Source organism: Amycolatopsis benzoatilytica AK 16/65 (assembly GCF_000383915.1).
GTDB classification, from domain to species: domain Bacteria; phylum Actinomycetota; class Actinomycetes; order Mycobacteriales; family Pseudonocardiaceae; genus Amycolatopsis; species Amycolatopsis benzoatilytica.
In genome coordinates this window covers 1,072,634-1,088,191 of sequence record NZ_KB912942.1, presented here as the reverse complement: position 1 = coordinate 1,088,191, position 15,558 = coordinate 1,072,634, and the positions used below count along the sequence as shown (strand labels likewise).

17 protein-coding genes are annotated in these 15,558 nt (G+C 70.9%); 4 read left to right on the top strand and 13 right to left on the bottom strand.

Annotated elements, in window-relative coordinates; genetic code table 11:
* Positions 1-10: 10 nt before the first annotated feature.
* The 3 genes from AMYBE_RS0105130 to AMYBE_RS0105120 are packed head-to-tail and all read right to left on the bottom strand — an operon-like array spanning position 11 to position 2,089.
* A complete protein-coding gene (locus AMYBE_RS0105130) occupies positions 11-565 on the bottom strand; it encodes a TetR/AcrR family transcriptional regulator (RefSeq protein WP_020658271.1) in 555 nt (184 codons plus the stop codon).
* Positions 562-1,899 carry an amidase gene (locus AMYBE_RS0105125; protein WP_020658270.1) on the bottom strand — a complete coding sequence of 446 codons (1,338 nt, stop codon included), beginning with the start codon at positions 1,897-1,899 and terminating at the stop codon, positions 562-564. Before AMYBE_RS0105125 ends, AMYBE_RS0105130 begins: the two co-directional genes overlap by 4 nt.
* Entirely contained in the window at positions 1,886-2,089 is a 204-nt protein-coding gene (locus AMYBE_RS0105120; protein ID WP_020658269.1) for a hypothetical protein, read from the bottom strand. The genes AMYBE_RS0105125 and AMYBE_RS0105120 overlap by 14 nt, the downstream gene beginning before the upstream one ends.
* Positions 2,090-2,180: 91 nt before the next feature.
* On the opposite strand from AMYBE_RS0105120, the gene AMYBE_RS0105115 reads away from it, so the two are divergent.
* Both AMYBE_RS0105115 and AMYBE_RS0105110 read left to right on the top strand, forming a co-directional pair.
* Complete coding sequence (locus tag AMYBE_RS0105115; protein WP_020658268.1) at positions 2,181-3,083, top strand: MBL fold metallo-hydrolase; 903 nt, start codon at positions 2,181-2,183, stop codon at positions 3,081-3,083.
* A gap of 66 nt (positions 3,084-3,149) precedes the next feature.
* Positions 3,150-4,334, top strand: a complete 1,185-nt coding sequence (locus AMYBE_RS0105110) for a GNAT family N-acetyltransferase (RefSeq protein WP_020658267.1) — start codon at positions 3,150-3,152, stop codon at positions 4,332-4,334.
* A gap of 25 nt (positions 4,335-4,359) precedes the next feature.
* On the opposite strand, the gene AMYBE_RS0105105 is transcribed toward AMYBE_RS0105110, so the two are convergent.
* Positions 4,360-5,574, bottom strand: a complete 1,215-nt coding sequence (locus AMYBE_RS0105105) for a glycosyltransferase 87 family protein (RefSeq protein WP_020658266.1) — start codon at positions 5,572-5,574, stop codon at positions 4,360-4,362.
* 234 nt (positions 5,575-5,808) lie between these two features.
* Positions 5,809-6,672: a LysR family transcriptional regulator gene (locus AMYBE_RS40875; RefSeq protein WP_020658265.1), complete on the bottom strand. Its 864-nt coding sequence runs from the start codon at positions 6,670-6,672 to the stop codon at positions 5,809-5,811.
* 75 nt (positions 6,673-6,747) lie between these two features.
* On the opposite strand from AMYBE_RS40875, the gene AMYBE_RS0105095 reads away from it, so the two are divergent.
* Both AMYBE_RS0105095 and AMYBE_RS0105090 read left to right on the top strand, forming a co-directional pair.
* On the top strand, positions 6,748-7,977 hold the full coding sequence (locus AMYBE_RS0105095) for an MFS transporter (protein ID WP_051124629.1): 1,230 nt from the start codon (positions 6,748-6,750) through the stop codon (positions 7,975-7,977).
* Positions 7,974-9,248, top strand: coding sequence for an FAD-binding oxidoreductase (locus AMYBE_RS0105090; RefSeq protein WP_020658263.1), 1,275 nt, complete (start codon positions 7,974-7,976; stop codon positions 9,246-9,248). Before AMYBE_RS0105095 ends, AMYBE_RS0105090 begins: the two co-directional genes overlap by 4 nt.
* 327 nt (positions 9,249-9,575) lie before the next feature.
* Here AMYBE_RS0105090 and AMYBE_RS0105085 read toward each other — a convergent pair whose 3' ends face one another.
* The 8 genes from AMYBE_RS0105085 to AMYBE_RS0105050 all read right to left on the bottom strand — a co-directional run bounded on the left by AMYBE_RS0105085 (position 9,576) and on the right by AMYBE_RS0105050 (position 15,268).
* The gene (locus tag AMYBE_RS0105085) at positions 9,576-9,767 is read right to left on the bottom strand and encodes a Z-ring associated ZapG family protein (protein WP_020658262.1); all 192 of its coding nucleotides are present in this window, start codon (positions 9,765-9,767) and stop codon (positions 9,576-9,578) included.
* 220 nt (positions 9,768-9,987) lie between these two features.
* Entirely contained in the window at positions 9,988-10,542 is a 555-nt protein-coding gene (locus tag AMYBE_RS0105080) for a hypothetical protein (RefSeq protein ID WP_211226797.1), read from the bottom strand.
* Complete coding sequence (locus AMYBE_RS0105075) at positions 10,542-10,841, bottom strand: hypothetical protein (protein WP_020658260.1); 300 nt, start codon at positions 10,839-10,841, stop codon at positions 10,542-10,544. Before AMYBE_RS0105075 ends, AMYBE_RS0105080 begins: the two co-directional genes overlap by 1 nt.
* Positions 10,838-11,959 (bottom strand): CHAP domain-containing protein, encoded by a 1,122-nt coding sequence (locus AMYBE_RS0105070; RefSeq protein WP_020658259.1) that lies wholly within the window; start codon positions 11,957-11,959, stop codon positions 10,838-10,840. The genes AMYBE_RS0105075 and AMYBE_RS0105070 overlap by 4 nt, the downstream gene beginning before the upstream one ends.
* Before the next feature lie 16 nt (positions 11,960-11,975).
* Positions 11,976-12,758 (bottom strand): transglycosylase SLT domain-containing protein, encoded by a 783-nt coding sequence (locus AMYBE_RS0105065; RefSeq protein ID WP_020658258.1) that lies wholly within the window; start codon positions 12,756-12,758, stop codon positions 11,976-11,978.
* Between the two features lie 37 nt (positions 12,759-12,795).
* Positions 12,796-13,617, bottom strand: coding sequence for an ESX secretion-associated protein EspG (locus AMYBE_RS0105060; protein ID WP_020658257.1), 822 nt, complete (start codon positions 13,615-13,617; stop codon positions 12,796-12,798).
* On the bottom strand, positions 13,617-14,774 hold the full coding sequence (locus AMYBE_RS0105055; RefSeq protein WP_020658256.1) for a WXG100 family type VII secretion target: 1,158 nt from the start codon (positions 14,772-14,774) through the stop codon (positions 13,617-13,619). Before AMYBE_RS0105055 ends, AMYBE_RS0105060 begins: the two co-directional genes overlap by 1 nt.
* Positions 14,771-15,268, bottom strand: coding sequence for a hypothetical protein (locus AMYBE_RS0105050; RefSeq protein ID WP_020658255.1), 498 nt, complete (start codon positions 15,266-15,268; stop codon positions 14,771-14,773). Before AMYBE_RS0105050 ends, AMYBE_RS0105055 begins: the two co-directional genes overlap by 4 nt.
* Positions 15,269-15,558 lie beyond the last annotated feature (290 nt).

The following is a 15,558-nucleotide window of genomic DNA, read 5'->3' as shown; positions in this document are numbered from 1 at the left end:
CCGGACGGGTTCAGCCCAGTGCCTCCGCCGCCAACCGGCGGGCGTAGGCGGCGTCGAGACCGTGCGGGCGGAACAGGATCCGGTACATGATCGGCGCCACCACCCGGTCCATCACCGCTTCCGCCGCCGGTGCCGCCTCGCCCCGGGCGATCGCCCTGGCCAGGATGGCTTCCACCTGGTCAGCGGCGTACGCCGAGCACTGTCCGGCGTTGCTCCCGTCCGGATCGCCGAGCAGCGCGTCGCGGAGATAGGCCCGCCCGGCAGGCGAGGCCATCTCGTCCAGGAACAGTTCGGTCCACGCCGCCAAGTCCGCGGCCAGCGAGCCGTGGTCCTCCGGCGGCGCTTCCGGGCGCAGCCGTTCCACCGCGACGTCCGACAGGAGTTCCTGCAGGTCGCCCCATCGCCGGTAGATCGTCGACGGCGTGACGCCGGCCCGAGCCGCGACCTGGGGCACGGTCAGCGCGTCCCGGCCCGATTCCGCGATCAGGTCGCGGACCGCGGTGTGCACCGATTCCTGGACTCGTGCGCTGCGCCCGCCGGGACGCACCATCCGCTTCTGGCTCACCGTGCCACTTTAAGCCGCGTCCTCTCCAGCGCGTGTCCGGTGCGCAGCAGCACCGGCTCGCCGTGCGGCCGGGCCAGCAGCTGCAGACCGATCGGCATCCCGTCGAAATCCTGGCCGACCGGAAGCGTCAATGCCGGCGCACCGGTGATGTTCGCCGGAGCCGACAGCCGCACGTACGCGTCGGAGACCGCTTCGACAGTGCCGTCGGGCCAGGTGACTGTCTCTTGCCCGGCCGGGACCGCGGTCATCGGAACGGTCGGCGCGGCGAGCACGTCGACCTTTTCGAACAGCCGCGCCCATTCCTGTCGCAGGAGGGTGCGGGCGCGCTGGGCGCGCAGGTAGTCCCCCGCGCTCATCAGTTCACCGGCTTCGAGCAGGACCCGGACGTCCGCGGAGTATTGGTCGGGCACGGCGCGCAGGTCGCGCTCGTGGTAGGCGGTCGCCTCCGGGACCATCAGGCCCCAGTGCGTCGCCTGCAGGTAGCGGGTCATCGGGATTTCGACGTCGACCACCTCGGCGCCGAGCGCGGCGAGACGGTCGATGCCCTCGCGTACCGCGGCTTCCGTAGTCGGGGCGATGTGGTCGAAGTAGTGGTTGACCGGCACTCCCACGCGCAGTCCGCGCAGGTCTCCGTCCGGGTTCCAGCCGGACGAGGCCACGTTCTGTCCGATGAGGACGGACAGCACGAGCGCGGCGTCCTCGACGGTGCGGGTGATCGGGCCGACGTGGTCCAGCGACCAGGACAGCGATGTCACGCCGTTGCCCGGGACGAGGCCGTAGGTCGGCTTCAGGCCGACGACCCCGTTCAGCGCGGCGGGGACCCGGATCGAGCCACCGGTATCGGTGCCCAGGGCGAAGATCGCCGCTCCGGCGGCTACCGCTACCGCCGAACCGCCACTGGAGCCGCCGGCGACGCGGGACGGGTTCCGGGCGTTGTGCGTCTGCGGAGTCGTGAGCCCGTAGGCGAATTCGTGCGTGTGCGTCTTGCCGAGCAAGACCGCTCCGGCGGCCTTGAGCCGAGCGGCGACGGTGCTGTCCTTCTCGGCGAGATGACTGGCGCGGACCCGGGAGCTCGCGGTGGTCGGGGTTCCGGCCACGTCGATCAGGTCCTTCAGCCCCATCGGGACGCCCTGCACCGGGCTGCGGATCTCCGCTCGTTCCGCGGCTCGGGCTTCGGCGCGGGCCCGGTCCGCGTCCACCGCGACGTACGCGTGCAGACGGGGCTCCACCTCGTCGATGCGGGCCAGGACGTCTTCGACCAGTTCTCCTGGCGACATCCGCCGGTTCCGGATCGCGGCGGAGGCTTCGGCGAGGGTCAGGTCAGCCAGCGACATGGCGGACGCCCTCCTCCGCGCGGTAGGTCGAAGCCGGTGGTGTCTCGTGGAAATCCAGCTCGCGCAGCACGGACACCACGGAGTGGATGTGGTCGGCGGCGGCGGCCACGGCGGCGTGCCTGGCAGCGTCGAGCGGCAGTCCGGCTCGGGCGGCCAGGCGTGCTGCCTCGCCGGGGGCCAGTTCGGACACAAGTCCTCCTAAAAGCTAACTGTTTGCGTTAAGTGACGGTACCCAGTACTGTCACTTAACGCAAACAAGTTGCGTTAAGGAGGGATCGGGGATGCGGCCCTGGATCGTCGGCGAGGTCGCCGTCCACCGGATCGACGAGGCGGAACTGCCCGCTGCCACTGGCCGGTGGCTGCTTCCCGGCGCGACCGCCGAGGTCGTCGGAAACGCGGACTGGCTGTTTCCGGACTTCGCCGACGCCGATCACGCGATTCGGCTGCACAGCCACAGTTTCGCGTTCGAGAAGGACGGGATGAAGATCCTCGTGGACACCGGCATCGGCAACGGGAAAACCCGCGCCAACCCGGCGTGGCACGATCTCGACACCGGATACCTGGACGCACTGGGCGCGGCCGGGTTCGCCCCGGACGAGGTGGATCTGGTGCTGCTCACTCACCTGCACACCGACCATGTCGGCTGGAACACCCGTGCCCGCGACGGCGAGTGGGTGCCCACCTTCCCCGCGGCCCGGTACGTCACCGCACGCGCCGAACGGGAGTTCTGGGCCGGTTTCGCCATGGACGGGCCACGCCAGCAGATGTTCGAGGACTCCCTGCTGCCAGTGGAGCGCGCGGGCTTGCTGGACCTGGTCGATGTGCCGGCGAACGGCGTGGAAATCGTGTCCGGCGTGCGGTTGCTGCCGACCCCCGGGCACACGCCGGGACACGTCTCGGTCGAGGTGACCAGCTCCGGCGAAACCGCGCTGATCACCGGGGACGCGGTGCACCATCCGGTGCAGTTCGCCCATCCGGAGATCGGCGCGTCGGTGGACATCGACCCGGCGGAATCCGAGAAGACCCGCCGCCGCCTGCTGACGGGGCTGGCCGGCTCGGAAACTCTCGTGCTGGGCACTCATTTCGCGCCCCCCACCGGCGGCCGCGTGGTATCCCACGGCGGCGGTCACCGGCTGGTCGCGAAACGCCCTGACGGAGCCCCGCCGAAAGCGACGCAGCGGTAATTCGCTTGCCGCCGCCGGGGAGAATACGGCGGACACGTCAGCTCCTGGGGAAGGCACCGCGCGCACATGGAAATCCGGCAGACCACCTCCGAGGACTACGACCTCTACTTCTCGACCGTCACGTCCGCGTTCGGCCAGTTCTTCCCGACCGCCGCGGGCAGTGGCCTGATGGCGGCGTTCGAGCCCGACCGCGGCCTGTTCGCCCTCGGGCCGGACGGGCGGCCGATCGGCTGCTCCAGCTCGTACTCGTTCGAGCTGACCCTGCCCGGCGACGCGGCGGTCCCGGCGGGCGCGCTGACCGGCGTCGGCGTGCTGCCGACGCACCGGCGGCAAGGCGTGCTGAGCGCGATGATGCGGCGCCAGCTCCAGAACTGCCGCGACCGGGACGAATTCCTGTCCGTCCTGCTCGCTTCCGAAGCGGTGATCTACCGCCGCTTCGGCTACGGTCCGGCGACCTACCTGCACCGGCTGACCGTCGACCGGAGCGCGGCCGCGTTCGCCGTGCCGCAGACGCGGGGGACGATCGAGATGCGGACCCGCGAAACGAGCACTGACCTCCTGGCGGAGATCTACGACCGGTACCGCCGCACTCAACCCGGCGCGGTCACCCGGCCGCGCCGCTGGTGGGAGCTGGGCGCCGGCCAGCCGCCGGTCGCGCCGGAACCGCGGCACGTCGCGGTGCACCGCGACCCGGACGGCGTCGCGGACGGCTATGCGACCTACCTGGTCGCGGGCGACACGCTGACCGTCGACGAGACCATCGGGGGCGACGAAGCCGCCGCCGCGCTGGCCCGGTTCCTGCTCACCCACGACCTGGTGAAGACGGTCGTGTTCCGGAAGGTCCCGCAAGACAGCCCGCTGCGCTGGCAGCTGCGGGACTTCCGCGCCGCGGAGCCGGCCGGCGAGACCGACTGGCTGTGGGTGCGGCTGCTGGACGTCCCGCGGGCGCTGACCGCGCGCGGCTGGTTCGCCGACGGGGAACTGGTCCTGGACGTGGCGGACGGGTTCGCCGACCAGACCGGCCGGTACCTGCTGACGGTGCGGGACGGGAAGGCCGAGTGCGCGCGAACCGACCGGGAGGCGGATCTGTCGCTGGACGTGAGCGACCTCGGGTCGGTATATCTCGGCGGGACCCCGGTGAGCACGCTGGTGCGGGCCGGTCGCGTGCAGGCACACCGGGACGGGGCTGCCGAGGACGCGGACGCGCTGTTCCGGGGAGAGCGGGCACCGCACTGCCTGCACTGGTTCTGAGGCGGCGGCTGGCGGCGCTGGCCGGTCAGCCGGCTTCCAGCACCGGCTTCTCCACCCGGACCGGCTGCGTCGCGAACAGCTGCCAACCCAGGAATCCCAGCCCCAGCAGGAGATAGGCGTCGCCGACGAGGTGCTGCCACGGTGCCCACAGCAGCTCCCGCGACTCAGCGGACGGCAAGAACGCGTGCGGTGCGGCGATGTACACCGCGGAGACCGCCAGCAGCGCCGCCGCACCGCGCCAGGTGCGTACCCGGGCGGCGAAGATCAGCACCGCGGGCGCGACCCAGACCCAGTGGTGCGACCAGGAAATCGGCGAAAGCACCAGGACCGCCGTCGCGTTGACGGCGAACGCGACCGGTCCCTCGACCCGGCGGATCACGATCACCGCGGCGAGCAGGACGAAAGCCGACAGGCTGAACCAGAGCACGTCGTGCACGAGCGGTGCCAGGTCCAACCGGTTGAGCGCGCCCTCGATGGTCTGGTTGGTCGCATACGGCGAGCCGCTGAGACCGGCCGCGCCGGTGAGCCCGCCGCCGAAGAAGTAAGCGGCGGATGCCCGCGGAGCGACCAGGAAACCGAGCGCGGTCGCCCCGGCTCCGGCGAGCACCGCGTTGCGGGCGGCGCGGAAGTCTCTGGTGAGCAAGAAGAACAGCAGGAATCCGGCGGGCGTGACCTTGATCGCGGCGGCGATGCCGACCAGGATCCCGCGCGGCCAGCGCGGTTTCGGCGCGAGGCAGTCGACGGCGACCAAACCCATCAGGATCAGGTTGATCTGTCCGAAGAAGACAGTCGAGCGCACCGGCTCGAAAGCGAAAGCGGCCACGGTCAGACCAGTCGCGACGGCAAGTGCGGTGCGGCGGGGCCAGCCAGTCCACAAGCGACGGACGGCCGCGTACAGGGCGGCCCACAGCGCCGCGACCGACAGCACGTCGAGCAGGATCGAGGCGACCGCCAGCGGCGGGACCGCCAGCGCGGTGAAGAGGATCGCCGCGAACGGCGGATAGATGAACGGCAGCGAGATGCCCGACCGGGTCACCGGCAACTGGCCGTACAGGTCGCCGCCGTTCAGTACCGCGTCCGCGCCAAAGCGGTAGACCTCCAGGTCGACCGGGCCGAAGCTGCCGACGACGGCGATCACTCCTGCGACGATCACCGCGGCGAACGCCGCGAAGGTCCGCTTGCGGGCGCGGGTGGCGCGCACCCAGACGGCTTTGGCCTGCAGCCACGTGCCGATGTTCATGATCCCCAGTCACCCCTTGGTCCGGCGTATTCGATCCGGATCGAGACTGGCGGCGGGGACGGCCGAAGTGATCATCTGAACGGCCGGGGCCAGGTGGCCGTTCGGCCGGGGTTCCTCCGCGGGGATCGGCCGAACGGCCGAGGCGGTGCCTCTCGCACGCTGCGCGGCAGGAAGTCCGTGAATGGCCCCTTCGGGGAATCTGATTCCCGGAAGGGGTCCTTCACGGACCGGCGGTCAGGCCGGAAGCAGCGCCAGGAACGCGGCCGCCGCGGGGCTCGGCGGCCGGTCGGCGGCGTGCACCACGACCACCTCCCGGCCGATCCCCGGGTCGGTCTCGAGAGTGCGGACCTCCGGGTGGCGCCGCACCGCCTCCGGCGGAACGAGCGCGACGCCGATCCCCTGCTCGACCGAGTCCAGGAGGTCGGCGATCGTGTCGACCTCGCAGCTGCTGCGCCGGGCCAGCCCGATGCGGTCGCAGACCGCGTCGATCCGGTTCCGCAGCGCGGAATCCGCGCGGTATTCGACGAACTCGCGATCCGCCAGCTCGGCCAACGCGACACGGTCGCGCCCGGCCAGCGGGTCGCCCGCGCTGACCGCTAGCACCAGCGACTGCGCCGCCAGCGTCCGGTACTCGACGTGCCGGGTGTCGAACGGGCGGTCCACGAAAGCGAGGTCCAGGCCGCCATCGACCACCTCTCGGACCAGGCCCGGCACCGAGTCGTGCCGCAGGTGGAGGTGCACCGCCGGGTGGCGGGCGTGGAACTCGCCCAGCAGCCGCGAAAGCGGGATCCCGCCCACCGCCTGGATGGCGCCGATCCGGACTCGGCCCCGCAGCACGCCTCGGATAGCGGCGACCGCGTCCCGGCACTCTTCGGCCGCTGCCGCCGCCCGGCGCGCGGCAGGCAGCAGCGCCCGGCCGGCTTCGGTCAGCGTGACTCTGCGCCGCGACCGGACGAACAGTTCGGCGTCCAGCTCGCGCTCCAGCGCGGCGATCGAGCTGGACAGGCTGGACTGCACCAGGTGCACCCGCGCGGCGGCGCGGGTGAAATGCAACTCCTCGGCGAGGACCAGGAAGTGCTCGAGCTGGCGCAATTCCATGGATTGATCATATCGATCGTGGCAATGGAAAACATCCGTTGGACTGATCACTGGTGCTCGGGCAACGCTGGTGGCATGAGAGTGCGGCACGCTGCGGGGTTCTGGGGAGTCGCCTTCGCGTTCGGGGTGACCATGGCGGGCACGACCTTGCCGACGCCGCTGTATCCGTTGCTGCAGCACGAATTCGGGTTCGGCGAGCTGGCCAGCACCTTGCTCTACGCGGTCTACGCGGCCGGGGTGATCGCGGCACTGCTGCTGTTCGGCCGAGCGTCGGACGTGCTCGGCCGGCGGCGCGTGCTGCTCGCCGGATCGGCCTGCGCCGCGCTGTCGGCGATTGCCTTTCTCGGCGGTGCCGGGCTCGCCGGCCTGCTGACCGGGCGCGTGCTCTCCGGGCTGTCGGCTGGGCTGGTCACCGGCACCGCCACGGCCGCGCTCGGCGAACTGCACCCGAGGGGCGACCAAGCGCACGCCGGCCTGGTCGCGACCGTCGCCAAAATGGCCGGGCTGGGCTGCGGGCCGTTGCTCAGCGGGGTGCTGGCATCGGTCGCGCCGGCCCCGTTGCGGCTGCCCTTCCTCGTGCATCTGGCGTTGCTGATCCCGGCCGCGATCGCCGTTTGGCGGACGCCTGAGCCGCCCGCCGCGGACGCGACAGATCGTCCCCCGCTTTCGCCACCCCCGACGCGAGCGAGGCCACGGTTCCGGATCGTCCGGCCGGTGCTGCCCGCCGAGGTCCGGCCGGTATTCCTGCCCGCGGCCGCCGCGATGTTCGCTGCCTTCGCGGTGTTCGGGCTCGTCGCCGCCGTGGAACCGTCGATGCTGGTGCAGCTGCTCGAGGTGCGCAGTCCAGCGGTGCCCGGGTTGGTCGTCTTCGCGATGTTCGCAGCATCGGCGGCCGGTCAGGTGCTCTCCCGGCGGGTGCCGGCCGGTCGCGCGCTGCCGATCGGCTGCGCGGTGGTGCTGGCCGGGGTCGGTGGGCTCGCCGCGGCGATCGGCACGCAGTCCGCGGCAGTGCTGGCGGCCGCCACGGTCGTGATCGGCGGCGGACAGGGGGTGGCGTTCCGCGGCGCGGTCGCCGTCGTCGGCGCCCTCGCCCCCGCCGACCAGCGCGCTGGGACGATGTCCAGTTTCTTCCTGGTCGTCTACCTCGGAATCTCGGTCCCGGTGATGCTCGCCGGAGCCGCTTCCGCCCGGTGGGGCTTGCGCCTGTCGGGCCTCGCCTTCGCCGCAGCGGTCGCCGCGCTCCTCGTCGTCGCGATGTTCGCGACGGCTTCCCGTCCCCCACTCGCTTCGAAGAGGATCCGATGATTGCCGACCTGGGTTTCCAGACCGCCGTCCAATGCGAACCCGATGTGGTGGACCGGCCTTCGGACGCGGCCGACGTCCAGCGCGCGATCTCCGAAGCGGCCGAGCGGGACCTTGCGGTCGCGATCCGCGGCGGCGGGCACGGCGCGGTGTCCCAGGCCGGAGGCATGCTGATCGTCACCGATCGCCTCGACCATCTGCACGTCGACCCGGACGCGCAGACCGCCGACGTCGGCGCAGGTGTCCGATGGGGCACCGTCGTGCACGAAGCCGCGCGCCACGGCCTCGCGCCGCTCAGCGGCAGTTCGCCGACCGTCGGCGTAGCCGGATACACCCTCGGCGGCGGGCTCGGGCCGTTGTCTCGTCGCTACGGCTACGCAGCCGACCACGTCCACAGCCTCGACTTGGTGACCCCGGACGGCCAGCTGCGGCATCTGAGCGCCGACGAACCGCAGCTGTTCTGGGCGGTGCGCGGCGCCGGCCGCAGTTTCGGCGTGGCGACCTCGATCCGGGTGCGGCTCTTTCCCGTCGACCGGATCCTGGGCGGGAGTCTCGCCTTCGATCCGGACCGATTCGCCGATCTGCTGCACCGCTATCGCGAATGGACCGAGGACCTGCCCGAAACGCTGACGTCCTCGCTGTCCATGATGGCTTTCCCGGACGCTCCCGGCCTTCCGCCCCACCTGCGCGGCCGCCGGACGCTGCGGGTGTTCATCGCCGGAACCGACCTCGACCGGTGCGCTCGATCGACGGAACTGTTGCGGGCCTTCGGTCCGGTCGAGGACACCGTGCGCCCCATGCGGTACGCCGACCTCGGCGACGTGTTCGCCGAGCCGGTGCGACCGCACGGTTACCAGGGAGACGCCGTCGCCACCAGCGACCTCGATCCGGACGCCGTTGATCCCGCCTGGTTCAGTCCGCGAGCCGAGCACGCGATGTTCCTGACCGTCCATCACCTCGGCGGCGCGATGAGCCGCCCGGCGAGTCCGGCCAATGCGGTCGGCCGCCGCGATACGCGGTTCCTGGTGCGGGCCACCAGCCCGGTTCTCTTTCCGGCGGCACCGGGACTCGCCGACCTCCACCGCAGTGTGCTCAACGGCCTCGGATGCGGTTCGACGTCGCGGGTGCTCAACTTCGTCTTCGGCGACCGCGCCCTTGCCGCCAGCGAATGCTACGACCCGGGAGATTACCGGCGGCTCACCGAGATCAAACGCGAAATCGACCCGGCGAACCTGTTCCGCTTCGGTCCTGCGGTGCCCCCGGCGACACCGTGATAGAGGCGACGCCCCGACCTGGCGCTGAACCCTCTTCCGCCACACCGCATTCGACGAGGACACAAGACCGGCACCGCCGAATGCGGAGGCACGAGCCGCTCCGATCGAGCTCACCGCGACAGGAGCAGTACGCCGTGCGGGCCGAAGCTCCGTCCCAGACGAGGACGGACCAGGCGAGCACCGGTGCTCGGCACGTTCGCCAAGCCGGTGCCGCTGGCCGTCACCAGCCGGCCAACCAGGAACGCATGACGATCGCCCGTTCGAACCGACAATCGACGCGGCGGACACGAAACGGACAGCGTTCGCCCGGCGGCCGGTCCGGCTCGGTCAGCGATTGCTGCCCTGCCCGCGGCCGACCGAGCGGCCGACGAAGTACCCGATCACGAGGCCGACGATCAGTCCGATCGCGATGAAGAAGATGACCGTGGCCGCCGCGATTTTGCCGACCGTGCCGAGGAAACCTTTCGCTTCCAGGTCGGTCGCGATGGCCACGGACTGGGCGAGTGCGTAATGGGTCATGGCTCCCAGCCTGACACGGGTTCGGAAACCTGCACGGCAGGCGCGCGGAGATCACCCAGGTTGGAGGCCGGGCCGGAGCTGGAAGCCGGGGCCGGAGCTCCCGGTCAGAACCGGAGCCGGGGCCGGCGGCCGACCGGGGCGCGGAGCTGGCATGGGGCTCGGCCAGTCGCTGCCTGGCTCCATCGCGCACGGTCAGCCGTGGCTTCGGTCGAAACGCTGCTCAATGCTCGACCGGCTTGAGCACGAACCCGCCCTCGCCGTCCTCGTCGTCGGGTGATGGGCGACGCCGCGACGCTGGGGCCTCGGCCGCCGGCACGGGTTCGGGCACTGGATCCGGTGCGGAGCTTGCAGCGGGCTCGTCGTCCACGGGCACCACGCCCTCGACTGCCGCCGCGACGGCCGGAGCGCAGCCTGCCCGGATGGCTCGCATGCCGTCGCGCAGTGCGAGCGTTCCGGCCTCCGCGCTGAGCCGGGCGATCTCCGCGGCCAGCGCGTCCGGGCCAAGTTCCAGGGCGGATTCACCGATATCCAGGGCCACGAGCATCCCGTGCAGGTCCACGGTGACCACTACGCCCTCGCCCCGGGCCGAGGCGCGGATGTCCGCCAGCCCCTCGGACAAGCCCAGCTGGTCCGGGATTTCGTCAGCGATCTCGATCAGTTCGTCGATGCCGCGTTCGTCGCTACCGTGTTCATCCGCGCCAGCCGCGACCAACCCGACACCCGCACGCCCGTCCGCGGCGGCCTGGTCAACGGCCGCGCGAGCCGATTCCTCCATCACGCCCTCCACGTGTCCGGCGTGGTCTCCTCGACCCGAGCTGCCAGTTCCTCTTCCCGCTGGAGCCCCAACCTGCCCAGTTCCGCGCCGCTCAGGTCGCCCAGTTCCGCTTCCAGCACGCGCCGGGCGCGTTCGTTCGCTTCCGCGGCCGCTTCGCGAACGGTGCGCAGAATGGTCTCGGCCAGGCGCAACCCGCCGCCGCGGAGGGCTTCCGCGGTCAGGTCCAGGGAGCGCAGGGCCCCTCCAGGTGCGACTTCCACCGCTACTCCGCCGCGGCGGGCAGTGCCGTTCGTGGTCACTTCGGGTGCACTCCGCCGTAGAACTTGTGCAGGTCGCGCGGCAGGACGTAGGTGAGGCGCTCCACTTGGTCGTTCGCGTTGCCTTCGATCGTGGTGATCTTGTTGCCCTCGACCTTTTCGATGATCCCGATGTGGTGGCTGTTCCCCCATGACGGGCCGTCGCCGAACAGGATGGTGTCGCCGGGGCGGGCGTTGTGGGCGATGGCGGCCCGGTCGTAGGCCAAGTGGTGCCGTTCGCCCCACTTGTAGACGTCGCCGGTGAAGCCGTACTTCGGGATGTCCACGCCGGCCGAGCGCCACATCGACGTCGCGAAGTACGCGCACCACGGCTGTCCGGTCGGGCCCCATTTGTTCCGGTTGTTCGGACCCTCGTGGTAGCCGAGGTTGTGCCGGGCGTGGTCGAGGATCTCGGTGACCTGCTTGCTGTTGCTCGTCTTCGTCTTGCCCGGGTGCGTCGGGTGCGGGTGGTGCTGCTGATGCTTCTTGTGCGCCTCGTGCTGCTTGTGCTGTTCGTGCTTCTGGTGGTTTCCCGGCGTCTTCGGCCGCGGCTTGCCCGGGTCGGCGACACCGTCGTGGTTCAGGTCCTGCTGCAGCGCCCGCAGCTTGCGTGCGGCGTCCTCCATCTCCGCGCGGGCGTTCTTCAGGTGGCCGGACGATTCCTTGAGGTATTTGCCGGCCAGGTCGGCCACGTCCCCGATCGCCATCAGCAACGCCGCCGGGCTGCCGTTGCGCGCCAGCAGGTAGCCCGCCTCGATGATCTTGCGTGCCCTCGCGATGAACTCGTCGAGCAGCTTCCCGGTGGCCTGGTGCCGTCCGGCGAGCGCGTCGGTGACCTCGGCGACCACCTGCGCGCCGTGCCGGCTGGCCTGCGCGGTGACCTTCAGGTCGCGGCCGAATCTGTCGCTGTCGTGCTCGAACGCCGGGTTCGCCTTGCTGTGCCAGGCGTTCAGCAGAGAGTGCGCGGCTTTGCGCTGCACCTCGTACTGCTCGGTGATCTCGTTCGCGGCCTGCCGCAGCGCCTGCTGCGCGGCTTGGGATTCCGCGGCCTTGCCTTGGAGTTTCTCGTGATGCGTCTTGATTTCGTCCGCGAACAGCGTCGCGACTCCTGCGGTGTCCATCCCGGCTCCCCCTGCCTCAGCCCAGAATTCCCTTGATGTCCTGCGCACTGATCGCGGCCTTCGCGTCCGCGTCGGCGGCCGCGTATGCCTGCCGTGCCTGGAATACCGACGCGCTCAGCGTGCGCGCCTGCGCGCCGGTCGCGCGCACCTGCGACTCCAGCGAACGGCTGAACTCTCCAAGCGCGTCGGAGAACCCGGTCTCCTGTCCGACCTTGCCGAAGCTGTCCTTGGCGATCCCGGCGACCCGGTGCACGGTCTTGCGTCCGACCGCCACCAGTTCGTCCGCGATCTGCTCGGTTTTCTTCTCGTACGCGACGAACTGCTGCAGATCCGCCTTGAACCCGCCGTCCGGACCGCCCTTGTGCGGTGCGGGTTTGTGCGGTGCGGGTTTGTGCGGTGCCGGCTTCGGCGGATGCGCCCCGTGGTGCCGGGTGACATCCTCGGCGGCCTTGCGCGCCGCGGCGAGATGGCTCTTGTACGCGCCGTCGGTGTAGGTGGACCAGGGCTGAAAGCTCTTGCCGTGCCCGGAAATCGACCAGGCGGCCTTCGCGTTCTCGTCCGCGTTGAACAGTTCGTCGTTGGAGTTCAGGTGAAACTCGTGCCGGCGGGCCGGTCCGAGCGAGCCGAGCATGTTGACCTGCCACAGCCCGTACGAGTTGTCCGGCGGGGTTCCGTTGTGCGCCCGCGCATTGCCGCCCGATTCGGCCAGCGCCACCGCGACCGCGGTGGTCAGCGCCTGGCCGCGAAACCCGGCGCGGTACGCGTGCTGGGCGATCTCCTCCGCTGACAACCTGCTCATGCCTTCCCCCTCTGTGCCCCGGCGCTTCGCTGCTGCCCTAAGTGAGACGGAAGCCCTCGCCCGCAGGTTCCCTGGCCCCCCGAACGGAGGACACTCCGCGGCTGAGTTCCCGCATCCGGTCGGCGATCCATGCCTCGTCCGCGGGCGCGACAGTGACCCAGCGGGTGCCTGCGCTTTCCCGCACGACCGCGCCGTAGCGGCCGGCTTCCGTGTCGTACCAAGCGACGGCCGGCGACCGTCCGCCCGGACCGTTCACCGCGAACTGGCCGTAGCCGACTCGCGGGCGGGTGACCAAGGTCGAGATTGTCCGGGTGTCCCGTTCGGTGAGCCCGGCCTCGCCGAGCACTCGTTCGAGCGCGTCGTTTCCGTTGGCCGCGAACGCTTGCATGGCTTCGGAAAACGCTTCCCGCGGCAGCCGGACCGGTTGTCCCCGGCCGGGTTTCGCCGGGCCGAGGACGCTGGCCGCCAGGTGCGGGACGTCGTCAGGATGACACGGGCGCAGCGCGAGTTCGCCCGCGTCGAGCACCGCCAGCACGCCGAGCTTGGTCCCGGCCGCGGCCAGCGCGCGCAGCGGCGGATCGCGGAAGACCAGCAGGTCTACGGAAAACACCGGTTCGGCCAGCGTCGCGAACACCTGGCCCAGCAACGGGTGCGGCTCGTCCGCGTCGTCGAGCAGCCCGGCCCCGGCCAGGCTTTCCGCGACCTGGAACCCCAGCTCCTCGCGCTCTTCCAAGGTGTAGCCGTGCGACGGCACTTCCAGCGGGTACGGTGCCGGCCCGAGGTCGAAATCCGCCCACAGCAGGTCGAATTCCAGGTGCGAGAGCACGACGCCGTCGGCGCCGGGGAGCTGTCTGGCCATCACTCGCCCAGCACGGGCGGGTATGCGGCGGGCAGGTCTTCCAGGAAGTCGAAGGCACCGTTCTTCGCGTAGCGGTTCTGATGGTCTTCCGCGCCTTCGCCGCCGCGCTGTGCCATCGGCGGGAAGAATCCGCCCGACATCGGGCTGCCGCGCATCCCGGCCGCCGCACCGGCGACGCCGGCCGCCGCCCCGCCGCCCGGCGCGTTGCCCAGCAGACTTCCGGGCAACGCACTTCCGCTCCCGCTGCCGCCGCTGCCGAGCGAGCCGGGGGCTCCGCCCATCCCACCGGAGCCGATCGCGCCCGGCATCCCGGACAAGCCGGCGGACGGACCGCCGACGCCAGACAGCCCAGCGCCGCCCGCTGCCACCGAGGACGCCGTCGTCGCGTCAGCGCCCGAGGCTCCGCCCGAAGAACCGCGTGAGTCATTCGGCGACCCGCCGCCCGGGTCGACGTTCGTCGTCTTCGGCGCGCTCGTGAAGTGCGGCAGCCTGTCGTGCACGTCCTTGCTGGAGGTTTCGTAGCCCTCCATCACGCGGACCGCCTCGGCCTTCGCCGCGGACGCGTTCTTCTTGGCCGGCAAGCGATCATCGAGCAGCTGGTCGACCATCACCGCGCCGCTCGGCCCGCTGGCTGCGTTCACGTCGTAGCCGTCGCGGAACTGGTTCTCCGCGATGTCGAACACCGGTTCCGGCATCTTGTGCTTCGCCGTCTCGACCGCGCTCGTGTAGCGGTCGAGATTGTCGCCGACCGCGCGCATCGTCTCGCTCGCGTCCGCACCCCATGAGGTCAGCTTCGACGCCGATCGCGCCGCGTTCCCGGCCGCGCCTCCGCGCCAGGACAGCAACAGTTTCTGCACCGTCTTGTGCACCGCCGCGGTGGACGAGTCGACGTTGTAGGCGAGTTGGCCCCACTGCTGCGCCGCGGCCCCCATCCCGGCCGGGTCCGCGGTCATGATCATGTCGTACAGCGTCGGGTGCGCCCAGGCGTTCCAGTTGATCTTGCCGAACGTCGCGTCCTTCATGTTCGCCCGTTGGATCAGCTTTGTGCGCTGCACGATCCTGCGCTGCTTCGGGGTGAGGGGGTGCGTTTCAGTCCACAGCTTGTGCTTGCGGTGCTTGTCGTACGGCAGCTGCTCGTAGCCCGGTTCCCGGCTCATGCCGACGCCCCTCCCCCGTTTTCCGCCTGTCGGCTCAGCGCGTCGAGCGAATCCTTCGCGTCGCTTTCCTGCTGGACGTGCCCGGCGCTGGCTTGCCGGATGGCCTCGCGCAGCGACGACAGCTCGTCGAGGTACTGCTGCAGGATCGTCTGCACGCCGCCGTCCGCCGAACCGCGCACACCGAACGCCTTCCGCAGGTGCGCGGCGACCGGGCTGGTTCCGTCGGAAAGCGGGTGTGCGAGCTGCTTGGCCTGGTCGAGATACCCGGCCAGCTCGTCCTGGCGGCGGGCCAGCTCCGCGTCGGCGGCGGCGATCTCGGCCGGGTCCAGTTCGATGATGCTGGTGTCGGCGACGATCTCGGCGTTGCCCGCGCCGCTCGGGTCCGGCAGCGAGTCGACCGGAGCCGGATCCTTCCCGGTGCGATGCGCCTCCTTCTGCTGCTGTTTGTGCAACGCACGGACGTCGGCCCAGTCCGAGACCCGGTGCGTATTCACCCCAGCCACCTCCTCGCGAGCGCCCTCGCCCAACGCGCGCATCAGTATGTCAGCCGGTCGGGCATCCGGCAGCCAAACCGGCGAAGTGCTCAATCAGACGGCACGCGCACGAAGGAGGTTCCCTGGCCTCACCCGTACGGCGGAACAGCACTCGCGGGCAGTGCCGCCGCGCGAGCTGGCGGCACTGCCCGCGCCGATCAGGTCATCCCCTCCCCCCGCCCACCGAGACCGTCTGCCCGGTGACGTTGGCCGCTTTGCCGGGCAACAGGAACCCGATCGCTTCGGCGAGG

Coding starts and splice junctions, on each gene's coding strand:
- AMYBE_RS0105125 (WP_020658270.1), bottom strand. CDS start 1,899: ATGTCGCTGGCTGACCTGACCCTCGCCGAAGCCTCCGCCGCGATCCGG.
- AMYBE_RS0105115 (WP_020658268.1), top strand. CDS start 2,181: ATGCGGCCCTGGATCGTCGGCGAGGTCGCCGTCCACCGGATCGACGAG.
- AMYBE_RS0105110 (WP_020658267.1), top strand. CDS start 3,150: ATGGAAATCCGGCAGACCACCTCCGAGGACTACGACCTCTACTTCTCG.
- AMYBE_RS0105105 (WP_020658266.1), bottom strand. CDS start 5,574: ATGAACATCGGCACGTGGCTGCAGGCCAAAGCCGTCTGGGTGCGCGCC.
- AMYBE_RS40875 (WP_020658265.1), bottom strand. CDS start 6,672: ATGGAATTGCGCCAGCTCGAGCACTTCCTGGTCCTCGCCGAGGAGTTG.
- AMYBE_RS0105095 (WP_051124629.1), top strand. CDS start 6,748: ATGAGAGTGCGGCACGCTGCGGGGTTCTGGGGAGTCGCCTTCGCGTTC.
- AMYBE_RS0105090 (WP_020658263.1), top strand. CDS start 7,974: ATGATTGCCGACCTGGGTTTCCAGACCGCCGTCCAATGCGAACCCGAT.
- AMYBE_RS0105085 (WP_020658262.1), bottom strand. CDS start 9,767: ATGACCCATTACGCACTCGCCCAGTCCGTGGCCATCGCGACCGACCTG.
- AMYBE_RS0105080 (WP_211226797.1), bottom strand. CDS start 10,542: ATGGAGGAATCGGCTCGCGCGGCCGTTGACCAGGCCGCCGCGGACGGG.
- AMYBE_RS0105070 (WP_020658259.1), bottom strand. CDS start 11,959: ATGGACACCGCAGGAGTCGCGACGCTGTTCGCGGACGAAATCAAGACG.
- AMYBE_RS0105065 (WP_020658258.1), bottom strand. CDS start 12,758: ATGAGCAGGTTGTCAGCGGAGGAGATCGCCCAGCACGCGTACCGCGCC.
- AMYBE_RS0105060 (WP_020658257.1), bottom strand. CDS start 13,617: ATGGCCAGACAGCTCCCCGGCGCCGACGGCGTCGTGCTCTCGCACCTG.
- AMYBE_RS0105055 (WP_020658256.1), bottom strand. CDS start 14,774: ATGAGCCGGGAACCGGGCTACGAGCAGCTGCCGTACGACAAGCACCGC.